11 protein-coding genes and 1 pseudogene are annotated in these 13,065 nt (G+C 41.4%); 4 read left to right on the forward strand and 8 right to left on the reverse strand.

Annotated features, from left to right (window positions below; translation table 11 throughout):
- Positions 1-193: 193 nt before the first annotated feature.
- The gene (locus tag A5294_RS01240) at positions 194-571 is read right to left on the reverse strand and encodes a LysM peptidoglycan-binding domain-containing protein (RefSeq protein ID WP_064340256.1); all 378 of its coding nucleotides are present in this window, start codon (positions 569-571) and stop codon (positions 194-196) included.
- 217 nt (positions 572-788) lie between these two features.
- On the opposite strand from A5294_RS01240, the gene lexA reads away from it, so the two are divergent.
- A complete protein-coding gene (lexA, locus tag A5294_RS01245) occupies positions 789-1,463 on the forward strand; it encodes a transcriptional repressor LexA (protein WP_100066613.1) in 675 nt (224 codons plus the stop codon).
- Positions 1,464-1,691: 228 nt separating this feature from the next.
- Here the strand turns inward: lexA and A5294_RS01250 are convergent, their stop codons facing one another.
- The 5 genes from A5294_RS01250 to A5294_RS01270 all read right to left on the reverse strand — a co-directional run bounded on the left by A5294_RS01250 (position 1,692) and on the right by A5294_RS01270 (position 7,900).
- Positions 1,692-2,171, reverse strand: a complete 480-nt coding sequence (locus tag A5294_RS01250; RefSeq protein ID WP_004107146.1) for a transcription elongation factor GreA — start codon at positions 2,169-2,171, stop codon at positions 1,692-1,694.
- A 71-nt stretch (positions 2,172-2,242) separates the two neighbouring features.
- Entirely contained in the window at positions 2,243-2,650 is a 408-nt protein-coding gene (locus A5294_RS01255) for an FKBP-type peptidyl-prolyl cis-trans isomerase (protein ID WP_004107148.1), read from the reverse strand.
- Between the two features lie 280 nt (positions 2,651-2,930).
- Positions 2,931-4,463: an L-serine ammonia-lyase gene (locus A5294_RS01260; protein ID WP_064340257.1), complete on the reverse strand. Its 1,533-nt coding sequence runs from the start codon at positions 4,461-4,463 to the stop codon at positions 2,931-2,933.
- 85 nt (positions 4,464-4,548) lie between these two features.
- A complete protein-coding gene (locus A5294_RS01265) occupies positions 4,549-7,173 on the reverse strand; it encodes an HAD-IC family P-type ATPase (RefSeq protein ID WP_064340258.1) in 2,625 nt (874 codons plus the stop codon).
- Entirely contained in the window at positions 7,163-7,900 is a 738-nt protein-coding gene (locus A5294_RS01270; protein WP_064340259.1) for a hypothetical protein, read from the reverse strand. Before A5294_RS01270 ends, A5294_RS01265 begins: the two co-directional genes overlap by 11 nt.
- 153 nt (positions 7,901-8,053) lie before the next feature.
- On the opposite strand from A5294_RS01270, the gene A5294_RS01275 reads away from it, so the two are divergent.
- Entirely contained in the window at positions 8,054-8,497 is a 444-nt protein-coding gene (locus A5294_RS01275; protein WP_004119931.1) for a toxin-antitoxin system HicB family antitoxin, read from the forward strand.
- 71 nt (positions 8,498-8,568) lie between these two features.
- On the opposite strand, the gene A5294_RS01280 is transcribed toward A5294_RS01275, so the two are convergent.
- Complete coding sequence (locus A5294_RS01280; protein ID WP_064340260.1) at positions 8,569-9,177, reverse strand: pyroglutamyl-peptidase I; 609 nt, start codon at positions 9,175-9,177, stop codon at positions 8,569-8,571.
- Between the two features lie 408 nt (positions 9,178-9,585).
- On the opposite strand from A5294_RS01280, the gene nox reads away from it, so the two are divergent.
- Both nox and A5294_RS01290 read left to right on the forward strand, forming a co-directional pair.
- Entirely contained in the window at positions 9,586-10,926 is a 1,341-nt protein-coding gene (gene nox / locus A5294_RS01285) for a H2O-forming NADH oxidase (RefSeq protein WP_064340261.1), read from the forward strand.
- A gap of 192 nt (positions 10,927-11,118) precedes the next feature.
- Complete coding sequence (locus A5294_RS01290; protein ID WP_004107157.1) at positions 11,119-12,249, forward strand: 4-hydroxybutyrate dehydrogenase; 1,131 nt, start codon at positions 11,119-11,121, stop codon at positions 12,247-12,249.
- Positions 12,250-12,443: 194 nt separating this feature from the next.
- Here the strand turns inward: A5294_RS01290 and A5294_RS06760 are convergent.
- Positions 12,444-13,065, reverse strand: a pseudogene (locus tag A5294_RS06760) (hypothetical protein); the annotation flags it as partial.

Genomic DNA, 13,065 nt, shown 5'->3' on the forward strand with positions numbered 1-13,065 from the left:
ATTATTCACTTTATTCAAATATTTCCGAATATTATACGATTTTATTGTCCATAATCCGAAATACTCCATAAAACACACTGAATATTACATCATCATTTTCAGTAAAACTTATCTCATCAGTTTCAATTTCAAATATAGTAATATTTTCCCTTCTCATATTCCCCCCAATTTCATACTATTTGCACTCAATCAACTATTGAGCATCATTTAATGGAACATTAATAGACTGTCCGATTACCAAATCTTCAGAAGAAAGATGATTTAAAGCCATTAAACGCTCTACATTATCTGATATATCACCGTTTTTAGGAGTAATAGTAGCAGCATAATTCCATAACGTATCTCCAGGACGAACTGTATATGTAACAACTCTTTCAGGTATCGCAGAAACAGCAGTCTTTGGCATAAACAATGTACAGAATGTTATTGCTGTCATCAAAAGTACAGCTACACGAAAAACTCTAGTTTTGCGCGCATGCTTATTAGAAACGCAGCGTTTACGAATCAAATAAGTATTTTCTTGTATACCTACTCTAGCTTCCCTGCCACTTCTAATTAATGATGTACTCATAACTGTCCTTTCTCCTTCCTTAATCGACTGAACATTTGTTCTATCGAACAGGTGTATTAATAATGACACATTTGTTCGATAGTTGCAACGGCGTGTCGAACAGATGTTTGATTTTTCTAAGAAAGTGCGTTAAAATAGTAAAAGCGAAAGGAGCACCATGAATAACGATGGCACAAATAATGATAACAACGGCATTAATGCTAGCGATATTAACGCAATGTCACTTACTGACCGCCAACGCAATATTATCAATGCCATCCAAAACAATATAAAAATTCATGGATTCCCTCCTTCTTTCCGCGAAATCGGAGAAGCAGTTGGACTTAGAAGCCCATCTTCTGTGAAACATCAATTGCGAACACTTGAAGATAAAGGGATTTTGCGAATTAATGCAAATAAAGGTCGCGCTATTGAAATTCTTGATAATTCAATTGTTGAAAACAATTCAAATAACAAAATTAATAAAAATTCTTCAAGAGTTGCCAATATTAGCGCATACGAATCTGATTCTGTTATAAATTCTAGAGATGTTCCTCTAGTGGGAAGAATCGCAGCAGGAGCTCCAATAACAGCAGAACAGCATATTGAAGATGTAATGCGATTGCCAGAACGTCTTACAGGTACAGGAAATCTTTTTATGCTTGAAGTACACGGCGATTCGATGATTGACGCCGCTATTTGCGATGGCGATTATGTAGTAGTTAGAGAGCAGCATGAGGCTGTAAATGGAGACATTGTTGCAGCACTGCTAGATAACGAAGCAACTGTTAAAACTTTCAGAAATGACCATGGTCACGTATGGCTTATTCCACATAATCCGGCGTACTCTCCTATTGACGGATCACACGCAACTATTATGGGAAAAGTTGTTACAGTATTGCGAAAAATCTAACAAATATAACTACTGAACAAACAATAGAATTTAACACAATAAGTTGTAAGTTGTCATTAGCTCATAGAGCTAAAGCAGCAGAGAACATAAATTGCAAACCATAAAAAACAAGTTATAAAATGCAAAACGCAAAACTTGAAACTTAAAACCCTAAAACTTAAAACCCAAACCCTAAAAAAATCTCCCCACCTATTCACAAACGAACTAGGTGGGGAGATTAATACTTACTTACGCAAGTGGATGTGAATCCTTAATTGTCACTGAAATTTCACGTCCATTTGGAGCCGCATAGCTAACAGTATCACCAGTATGAGCACCCATAATAGCCGCTCCAATTGGAGATTCCGGGCTAATAACGTCATAATCTGTAGCTACAGCAATATCGCGAGAACCAAGAACATAAGTCATTTCTCGACCTGCTAGCTCAAGAGTAACCAAAGAACCATTGCCAACAGTGCCATCCTTCGGAGCTTCAAGAATCTTCGCATTACGAAGCTTCACAATAAGCTCATTAATGCGACCTTCATTCTTTCCTTGCTCCTCGCGAGCAGCCTGATAACCACCATTTTCAGACAAATCACCTTCAGCACGAGCTGCAGCAATACGCTCAGTGATTTCTTCTCGATACTCACCTTCACGATGCGCTAACTCTTCTTTTAGTTTGTCATACGCTTCCTGCGTAAGTAAAATAGTTTTTTCTTCAGCCATTGCTACCTCCTTATCCAACAATCTCTAAAAATAAAAACTATTCGCGCGAAAATAAAATTCACGCTCTTCTATCAACGAGTTGAAATAATATCAACAACAAATACCAAAGTGTCTCCGCCACCAATACCGGCTTGCGGTATGCCACGAGAGCCATAACCATACTCTGGAGGGATAGAAATCAACAAACGAGATCCAACATTATGACCTGGAACAGTGCGATCCCAGCCCTGAATCACTTGACCGACACCAATACCAAAACTAGCTGGAGTATGACGAGCAAAGCTTGAATCAAATGGCTTGTCGCTGCCCCAAACCACACCATGATAATTCACAGTTACAGTGTCACCGGCACGAACTACAGGACCATTACCTTCAACTAATTCAACAACTTTAAGACCTGCTGGCGGTTCAGATTCAGGGAACGTCACCGTTGGCGTAGTGCCAAATTCTGCAATCACTTCTGGCATATCTTGTGCCATATTTCCTCCTTTACAAACTCCAAACAGTATAATCTGAACAGTATAACATCTACACAGACAGCTTTTAACCATCCTGCATTACTAAAGCAGCGCATTTTAAATAGTACATTTAAGTAAATGCACATTCGAATAAATGCAGTTTAGACTAACACTTCCTAGATTAACCTGTCCTAGATTAGCACTGAAACGTTACGTATGTACATGAAATATACGCATTGTGTATAACTTAGCAAAAATTAATCTCACATCATCAGCGAATTAATGCAAAAATATTAGCAAATTAGCACTCAACAACGTTTACAGCTAGCCCACCTTTTGAGGTTTCGCGATATTTAGACATCATGTCATGACCAGTTTCTTTCATAGTCTTAATCGCTTTGTCAAGGCTTACCATGTGCGAGCCATCTCCAAGCATTGCCATTCGAACGGCATTAATTGCAGTATTTGCAGCCATAGCATTGCGCTCAATACAAGGAATTTGTACCAAACCGCCTACAGGATCGCAAGTTAATCCCAAATGGTGTTCTATACCGATTTCTGCAGCATTTTCAACCTGTTCCGGGGTTCCTCCCAACACTTCGCACAATCCTGCAGCAGCCATCGAGCAAGCAGAACCAACCTCTCCTTGACAACCAACTTCAGCTCCAGAAATTGAAGCATTTCGCTTAAATAAGTAACCAACAGCACCTGCAGCAAGCAAGAATCGCACAACCCCCTCTTCATCAGCAGAATCAACAAATCGCCAATAATACTGCAATACTGCAGGAATAATTCCTGCAGAACCATTCGTTGGAGCAGTAACAATACGCCCACCACCAGCATTCTCTTCACTAACAGCGAGCGCAAAAAGATTAACCCACGCAGAGTCTGAACTTTCTAAAGCAGCATCCGAACGACGACGATTGTTGCGAAGCATGTCTGAATTTGCAGCTAAGCGCTCATACATGTGAGGAGCTCTACGAGGCACATCAAGGCCTCCTGGCAAAATCGGTTGCTTTGAGTTGCATCCGTTTTCTACACATTTACTCATAACTTTCCAAACATGCAGCAAATAGTTGCGCACGTAGTCGGCATCACCTTCATGCAATGCAAGCTCGTTTTGCCACACAACATCGCTTATTGACATATGCTTTTCTCGGCAAATATTTATAAGCTCGTCGCATGAAGTAAAAGGATAAGGTACAGTGGAATCTTTTGTTTGATTTGAGGAGTTTGCAGCATTATCGCTACTATTTCCGTTATTACTTTCGTTATTATTCTCGTTATTACTTTCGCTATTATTCTCGCTTACACCATTCTTATTGGCATTATTTTCATCCTGCTCAGTAACACGCTCATGCAGTCCAACCATTGCATCATCTGCACACCCTTGACGAATAAATCCGCCGCCAATTGAATACCAAACTTGCTCATCGATTTTATTTCCGTCAGAATCAGTTGCAACAAAACGCATTCCATTAGGATGAACAACCATTCGCATCCATTTTTCAAAAATTACGTCCTTATCGTAATCAAAAGCAATAGTATGTTCACCTGCGAGCGTTAAAGTGCCAGTTTTTTTGCATTCCTGACGAATAGTAAGCATATGATCAGTGTCTACATTATCTGGAAGATTTCCTTCAAGACCTGCAACGCAAGCGCGATCAGTGCCATGACCAAGACCTGTTAAAGACAGTGATCCGTAAAGAGTCACACTTACATGTGCAACGTTTGCAAGACTACCACTTTTTTTAAGCGATGAAACAAACGAGCATGCAGCTCGCATAGGACCTACTGTATGTGAAGAACTAGGACCAACTCCAACTGAAAACATCTCTAAAATACTAAACACGTATCTATTGTAAGCATTATTAAGCTCACGTCGACACACTAATTACATGAGAAATATGTTAGATTGTTCACTTCTTACTTTGTTTAGATAACAAGTTTGCTAAACTCACACACGCAAACCAGAGGATTGCAGCTAAAATAACAGCTATAAGCATTACCGTAAACGCACTTCCTGCAGTCGGCACGTGAATTTCGAAGAACTTTGCAGTAAACGGTATAAAAGCTCCAGCAACTCCAGCTGCAGCAAATAGCGCAACCATAATTCCTCTCCACGAGCACAAAGGCTTGGCGACGCTTGCAAGCACGAGTATGCCGAGAACAAATACGATTACGGAACAAATACTGCGAGTGGTTGCCAAAGCTTGCACGTTTGAAACAATAAAACGAGATGCTATCAAATTATTTGCAACAACATCGTCAAGATTTAATCCCAAAACTCGTGGAGCTATAACAGCAGTAGCGAGCACAGAAGCAGCTATAGCAAATCCGCTAGGAACAGCAAAACGAACAACTCGCTTCAAGAATCCTGGAATATATCGACGAGTATTAGGCGCCAGAGCGAGCAAAAATGCTGGAATACCAATAGTTAAAGAACCAATATAAGTAATGTGACGAGGCAAATACGGGAAGTGTAACGCTAGAAGCACAACTCCTGCAGAAATAAGCGCAGAATAAACAGTTTTTACAAGGAACAAGCCAGCCACACGTTCCATATTTGCCATCACTTGCCTACCGCGAGCAACAACATCAGGCAAATGCGAGAATCGTGAATCGACAAGAACCACTTGGGCTACAGCTTTTGCAGCAGGAGCAGCATTGCCCATAGCAACGCCCAAATCAGCTTCTTTAAGAGCCAAAGTATCGTTCACGCCGTCACCAGTCATAGCGACCACATGACCTTGAGTGTGAAGCGCCTGAACAATCGCTTTCTTTTGATGAGGAAGCACACGTCCAAGCACATCCACATTTTCAAGCACTTTAGCCAATTCGTTAATATCTTCTGGCAGTTTTCTAGCGTCCATTGCAACAGGCTTGCGATCTCCTGTTAAGCCAACTTTTGCAGCAACAGCCGCAACAGTTCTAGGATTATCTCCTGAAATTACTCGGCAGCGCACACCCTGCTCACGGAACCACGAAAGAGTTTTACGAGCGTCTTCACGAATACGCTCAGAGCAGCGAACTAAAGCAACAGGCTGAGCATTTGCGCAAATAGTGGGAGAATCGCCAAAAGTTTTATCTGTTTCTGTTACGCTACTTAAGCTGCTACTATCGACGCTACTTACAGTACTACTTTCGCTACTTACTTTTGCAAGAAGCAGCACGCGCTCGCCTTGCTCAGCATAAGAATTAACTTTCGCTAAAAGTTCATTAGAATTTGCATAATTAATCGCACTTAGCAACACTTCCGGAGCACCCATATACCAAGTTGCACGCTCTCCACTACTTTGCACATATTGCACAGCGCTCCATTTTCTAGCAGACGAGAATGGAAGACGATTAGATACATGCGCGCTAGCTGCAACTCCTTGAGCATCAAGCCCTTGCATAATTGCAACGCCTGTTGCGTTAGGATTTTCTTCATTGGATAAATCAAATAAAGCTTGATTAGTTTGCAAGCTGGTCTGTAAAGATATTTCTACACTACTATTATCTAGATTTTCTACACCAACGAATGCAATACCACCATCGGTTATAGTGCCAGTTTTGTCTAGGTTCAAGCAGTCTACGCGCGCTAAAGTTTCTACAGATTCCAACTCCTGAACTAACGTTTGCTTACGCGCAAGTCGCATAGCAGCCACCGCAAAATTAAGCGAAGTAAGAAGAACCAATCCTTCTGGAATCATGCCAACAACGCCTGCAACAGCAGAGACAACAGCTCCCCTCCAAGCACCAGTCTGCCAAGCTTCAACAAATCCGCCAACCTTGTGCATTTGCGACCACACAAGCAGCACACACAAAGGCACCACAACCATCGTCATATACTTCAAAATCGTATTAATTCCACGACTTAAGTCGGAAATTGTTTTGGTATAAACCTTCGCTTGCGCAGCCAATTTTGCAGCATAACTGTGCTCACCTACGGCAGTAACACGCGTTAAAGCCATTCCAGAAACTGCAGTAGATCCGGAATAAACGTCGTCACCTTGGGCTTTTCGAACTGTAGCAGATTCGCCTGTGAGCATGGACTCGTCCATTTCCAATCCCCACGATTCCAGCACTTCTACGTCTGCTGGAACCTGCTCGCCGGCTCTGAGCCACAAAACATCCCCAAGCACAATATCTTTGTGCGCAATCTCAATATTTTCTCCGCCTCTACGCACCATTGCGCGAGCGGCAATCAATATAGAAAGCCTATCCAAAGTGTGCTTTGCTTTTAACTCAGTCACAATGCCAATTCCAGTGTTTACCAGAATTACTACACCAAAAACAGCATCCTTCCACGAACCCGTGGCAAGCACGACAACCATTGCTGTGAAAATAATCGCGTTAAACAATGTAAACACGTTCGCGCGCACAATATCCATTAAAGAACGAGAAGTCTGCTTAGAAGTAATATTCACATCTCCGCGAGAAACTGCCTCCGCAACCTCTTCGTCACTCAAACCAGAAATTTCTACTTTAGGAAGCACCGCAATAGCGTTATTTTTGCTGCTTTCTGTAGACGCTATTGCATTTTGTTCGTTATTTGTCATTTATAATCACTTCCCTGCTGTGTGGCGTATTGTCAATTATTGCTCGAACAATGCTTAGCAAAGACGAACGCTCAAATTTTGATTTCTTGCTTTTATTGTTTAAAGATTCGCTATTTTTTGATAAATAAGATTCATGAATATTTTTGCCGATTTCACTTCCATCGCCATCAAAATACAAAGTAGCGGCGTATAAAGTTGCGTCTTTTGGCGCTTTTACAGGATTTATTAACGCAACTGGCACTCCAGCATAACGCGCGTATTGCAGCGCAGAAATCCATGCTTTGCTTTCGTTTTGTTTATTGCGAGTGCTGTTATTAAGCTTGTTATTCTCTTTTATATTAGGTTGATTATTAGCATTATGCAGGTCGTCAACGCCTGTTACGTCGAGCGCGTCTATAAGTATTAATGAAACAGGCTGCTCGCTTGCAGCGCGAATAGCTTGCTGAGCAGCTTCGTTAGGATTAGCAACATTGGATAGCGGCACATAAGAGGCACTCAATTTTGACGTTTTACAATGCTTCATAACTTCGTCATCAAGCGCAGCTAATTTTGAACCAATTACAAGTAGATGAATATCGTCAATATCCACACCGTCGTGAATTATGTCTCCAACGCGACCAGTATTCCCCACAGCTTTACCCTGCGGCTCGCAAGCACTCAACGCACCCAGCGCTAAAGCAGTTACGACAGTAGTCGCAAAAATGGTAATAGCGCGTTTAGAAAACATAAGACTTTTATACCACACCTTCAACATAAGTGGTGGTTTTGGGGTATTTCATGCAATTCTACAAATTGTAATACATTAACACATTGACACCACATATAACACCACTTATACTTTTATAAAACTTTTAAAAATCAGCATAATATGAAATCAAATATGACTAAAACAAATAAAGCTAGCAAAAATATCACTCATAAAAACAACGCCAAAACACTAACAAATAAAACACTCAGCTACTACATGTCACTACCGTATAAGCTGGAAATTGTGAAAGATCCGGATGAAGGTGGATTTGTGTCCTACTACCCTGATTTGCCCGGATGCATAAGTTCAGGAGACTCCGAACAAGAAGCAGCAGCAAATGCGCAAGACGCTAAGCACGCTTGGATTGAAGCAGCACTTGAAAGCAAAATCAACATAAAAGAGCCGTCTCGCACTGAATTAAATGACTATTCCGGACAATTCAAGTTACGTCTTCCTAAAGAATTACACAGGCAGTTGGCTGAGCAATCTCAAGCCGAAGGCATAAGCATGAACCAGTATTGCGTGTATCTTCTTTCGCAAAATAACGCTATTGAACGCGTGCTTGAGCGAGCGTAGAAAATAAATACTCCATATTATTTATTAGCAATTACTTACARATTAAAGATTTGCTGGCGATTTATCTGCAATCACTTGCAATCATCCGCAATTACTTGCAGCGCAACTTCAATACCTCGAAGCATATCAGCTAAACTCATAGAACTCGTACTCGGCTTATCAAGAACTTGCTCAGGCAAATACGGAACGTGAATAAAACCGCTCTTAATCGGCAATTTCCTAGTCTGGCAATAATAACAAACACTGTAAAGTACGTCATTGCACACGTACGCGCCCGCAGAAAAAGACACAGACGCCGGCAATTTCGCCTTATTCAAAGCCTCAACTATATTCACAACTGGCAAAGTCGCTTTATACGCCACGTCACCATCCTGCTCAACAGGCTCATACCAAGGCTTATACCCACTATTATCTGGTATGCGAGCAGCTCTACAGTTAATTCCAACATACTCAACGTTAAAACAAGCAGAACCACCAAATTGTCCTAATGAAAGCACAGCATCCGGCTGAACTTCCTCTATTTTCTCAATAACTTTTCGCGCGCCCTTGTTAAATTCCGTAGGAATCTGCAAACGAACAAGTTCCACACCCTCAGGCGCATGCACTGATTGTGCAATCTCCCACGACGGATTTATAGACTCATTATTAAACGGCGTAAAACCAGTAATCAAAATACGCATCACAATACCCCTTCACACGAATATCACTTTATTAAAACATTAAAACGCATCACAAAAAACTGTACATATGTGAATGCTACTGTATACAAACTTCAGGATTCTACTATGTAATTCATGTTCGCAAAAAGATTAATGATAGTCATATTGCGAAATAATCACACAACTCCCCCACAACACCCCCACAACACGCACAAAATCAAAATTGGTAAGACTCGCATTCGTGTAATAGTATTATGCATTGGATGTGCATTCGCGCCGCAGCGTGAATTAAACAAAGCAGTTGAAGCACATACAATAATTTCAACAGAATTTAGCGGAATTAAATTAACTGAATTAAATTAATTTCAGCAGAATTCAACAGAAATAAACAAAATTAAAACTAGATTCAACGACGAAAAGAGATTACCGATGACGAAGATCATTCAGATTGGCGCAAATCACGCCGGCACTGCCTGCGCTAACACCATTTTGAGCTACCCAGGAAACGATCTTACCATTTACGATCAGAATAGTAATATTTCCTTCCTTGGTTGCGGCATGGCTTTGTGGATTGGCAAGCAAATTCAAAGCAGCGACGGACTGTTCTACCAGAAGCCAGAAGATTTCGTTAAAAAAGGCGCTAAGGTAAATCTTGAAAGTAAAGTTCTCGACATTGATTACGCAAAGAAAGAAGTAACAGTCGAACTTAAAGACGGCACTGTTATTCACGATTCTTACGACAAGCTGGTTCTTGCTACCGGCAGCCTTCCAAACAAGCCTCGCATTAAGGGCATTGACTTGGAAAACGTGCAAATGGTAAAGCTTTTCCAGAACGCTCAAACTGTTATCGCTAAGCTTCAAGAGCGCGATTTTAATAACGTCGTGGTTCTTGGCGGAGGCTACATTGGCGTGGAACTCGCAGAAGCTTTTAAGCGCCTTGGTAAGAACGTAACTCTTATTGACATGGAAGACCATATTCTTAACGGCTACTTTGACCCAGAGTTTTCCGATAATTTGAAGCAAATTATGGAAGATAAAGGCATTAAGTTTGAACTTGGTCAAACTGTTGAAGAAATTGTTGGAGACACTGAAGTCAAGGCTGTTAAAACAAGCAAAGGCACTTACGATGCAGACATGGTGATTTGCGCTATTGGCTTCCACCCAAACGTTGCGCTCGGAAAAGATCACTTAAAGCAGTATGTTAACGGCGCTTTCCTCGTTGACAAGAAGCAGCAAACTTCCGATCCAGACGTGTACGCAATTGGCGACTGCGCTACAATCTACGACAACGCTCGAGACCGCGTAAACTACATTGTGCTCGCTACTAACGCAGTTCGAAGCGGCTTGATTGCAGGTCACAACGTTTGCGGAACTCCTGTAGAAACCGAGGGCGTGCAAGGTTCTAGCGCAATGATGATCTACGACTACAAGCTTGTTTGCACCGGCTTGAGCTTAACTGCCGCTCAAAAAGAGGGCATGGATGTTGATTACGTTGATTTCGAAGATACTCAAAAGCCTGCGTTTATGGAAGTTGAGAATCCAGAGGTGAAGATTCGCATCGTTTACAAGAAGGATACGAAGGTTATTGTTGGTTGCCAATTGGCTTCTAACTACGATATGTCTGCCGCAATTCACCTGTTCTCGCTGGCTATTCAGAAGAAAGTCACGATTAAGGAACTTGCTTTGTGCGACATCTTCTTCATGCCTCACTTCAACCAGCCATACAACTACATTACGATGGCTGCTTACACTGCTTTGTTGAAGGGATGATTAATATCTGTAATCTTTGATGATTAATCTCTGCGATTAGCTTCTGCTATTAGCTTAAATCGCATTTATTAAACCAAGCAATCTGTTCTATAATGGAGCAGTTGCTTGGTTTTTTAATCATCCGCGCACAAAAGCGCGCACACGACGCGCATATTAGCGTAAGACATGCAGATTAAAACAAAGGAGTCTAGGATGAAGCAGCTTTCTATTAAACCAACTATTCATAAGTTCGAGCAAGCACGCGACTTTGCGCAAGAATTCAAGCTCGGTAAGGGTGATTTGGTTATTACAAACCAATACATTTGGGAGCCTTATTTTGGTGATTTGAATCTTGATTGCGACGTTATTTTCCAAGAGAAATACGGCAAGGGTGAGCCGAGCGATGCAATGGTTGATGCAATCGTTAGCGACATTCACACAACTCCAAAGCGCGTGATTGGCATTGGTGGCGGCACTGTTTTGGATATTTCGAAGGTTTGTGCGTTGAAACAAACTAGCCCGCTTGAAGACTTGGTCGACGGCAAGATTCCTGCACAAAAAGGCGCTGATCTTATTCTTGTGCCAACTACTTGCGGAACCGGTTCTGAAGTTACGAACGTTGCCGTGTTCTCGCTTACTAAGCGCAATACCAAGAAAGGTTTGGCAAACGATGCTTGCTACGCTACGGACGCGGTTCTTATTCCGGAATTGTTAAAGAGCCTACCGGATTACGTTTTTGCAACCAGCTCTATTGACGCTCTTACACATTCGATTGAGTCCGCACTTTCTCCTATTGCAACAGAGCTTACAAAAATGTTTAGTTACAAGGCTTGCGGACTTATTTTGCAAAGTTATATGCGCGTTGTGAAGGAAGGCAGCAGCGCAAAAAGCCAAGTTGTAAGCGATTTGGTTTCAGCAAGTCTTTACGCTGGCATTGCGTTTGGTAACGCTGGCTGCGGTTGCGTGCACGCTATGGCTTATCCGCTCGGCGGCACTTTCCACGTGGCTCACGGCGAGACGAATGCTGCGCTTCTTACAAGCGTTTTGCGATACTATGCTAAGCACGACGCTAACGAGAATAACGCAGAAAACACTGAGCTTTCTAAGCTTTTCGACTTCATGGCAAATATTCTAGAATGCAAGAAGGCAGACGTACTAGACAAGCTTGACGAAGTGCTTAACACGATTCTTCCTAAGCATAGGCTTCACGAGTATGGCATGAGCGAGGATATGATTCAAAGCTGGGCTTCAAGCGTTGTTAAAGAACAGCAGCGACTTTTGAAGAACTCCTATATGCATATGGACGAAGCTGCAATTGCCGAAGTCTACGCGTCTACTTTCTAAAATCAGATTTTTAGCAAACTTATTTTCTAGAATTTGTTGATTTTAATTACGTTCTAATAGTTTTTCACAAAATAACAAAAGCAAAATAACAAAAGACCCCACAAATAAATGTGGGGTCTTTATTTTATTTGTAGCAACTATTGCAACCAGTGCAACTACCACAGCTACTTCAACTATTTCTAATTGAACAATAGCTATTCAATAACTTTTAGATTGCACAAATGAGGCTCACCTAAAGGCAATCCAGTGTCCGAAGGGAAGAATCCATCATTTACAATAAAACTTACATAAACTTTCTTATTCACATACTTTTCCATGATTTGTTTAGCTTGACTACCATCATCAAACGCCATCATGGTCGCATCGCTAGGATGAGGTGGATTGCCCATATCGCCGCTGTGAGGCAAAGTAACGCTGGTTTTATTATCCAGAATAAGAATCATGAAAGTTTGATTAGGATCTGAAGATCCCGGATTAGGATCTTGAATATTTTGCGCTTCAAGAACCTGGTTGTACGACAAAACCTTCACAGTTCCGGAAACTACTTGCCTTCCGCTTGCTTTTTCAGCTTTAATCTTGCTGTCTAAAGATTCGCCACTAGCGGATTTCTTAGAATCAGCTTTCTTACTTGCATTCTCGCCAGACTTCTTAGAATCCTTATCTTCTGAATTAGAGTCGCCGCCTTTATTGCTTACGGTTTTCTCATAAGTATTATCTTCAGTTTTTGCCAAATTATCGAGAAGCGTAGTGTCATCTATACTGACAAAATTAATATTTTTTGTATTCTGTTTAGGAAGATCAGTGATTACTCCAGAC

Origin of the sequence: Gardnerella sp. 30-4 (assembly GCF_001641215.1) — a bacterium.
In the GTDB taxonomy this organism is placed as follows: domain Bacteria; phylum Actinomycetota; class Actinomycetes; order Actinomycetales; family Bifidobacteriaceae; genus Bifidobacterium; species Bifidobacterium leopoldii.

Excerpts from the sequence above, each read along its gene's own strand:
- lexA (WP_100066613.1), top strand. The coding sequence starts at position 789 with ATGTCACTTACTGACCGCCAACGCAATATTATCAATGCCATCCAAAAC.
- A5294_RS01250 (WP_004107146.1), bottom strand. The coding sequence starts at position 2,171 with ATGGCTGAAGAAAAAACTATTTTACTTACGCAGGAAGCGTATGACAAA.
- A5294_RS01265 (WP_064340258.1), bottom strand. The coding sequence starts at position 7,173 with ATGACAAATAACGAACAAAATGCAATAGCGTCTACAGAAAGCAGCAAA.
- A5294_RS01275 (WP_004119931.1), top strand. The coding sequence starts at position 8,054 with ATGACTAAAACAAATAAAGCTAGCAAAAATATCACTCATAAAAACAAC.
- A5294_RS01270 (WP_064340259.1), bottom strand. The coding sequence starts at position 7,900 with ATGTTTTCTAAACGCGCTATTACCATTTTTGCGACTACTGTCGTAACT.
- A5294_RS01280 (WP_064340260.1), bottom strand. The coding sequence starts at position 9,177 with ATGCGTATTTTGATTACTGGTTTTACGCCGTTTAATAATGAGTCTATA.
- nox (WP_064340261.1), top strand. The coding sequence starts at position 9,586 with ATGACGAAGATCATTCAGATTGGCGCAAATCACGCCGGCACTGCCTGC.
- A5294_RS01240 (WP_064340256.1), bottom strand. The coding sequence starts at position 571 with ATGAGTACATCATTAATTAGAAGTGGCAGGGAAGCTAGAGTAGGTATA.
- A5294_RS01255 (WP_004107148.1), bottom strand. The coding sequence starts at position 2,650 with ATGGCACAAGATATGCCAGAAGTGATTGCAGAATTTGGCACTACGCCA.
- A5294_RS01290 (WP_004107157.1), top strand. The coding sequence starts at position 11,119 with ATGAAGCAGCTTTCTATTAAACCAACTATTCATAAGTTCGAGCAAGCA.
- A5294_RS01260 (WP_064340257.1), bottom strand. The coding sequence starts at position 4,463 with ATGTTTTCAGTTGGAGTTGGTCCTAGTTCTTCACATACAGTAGGTCCT.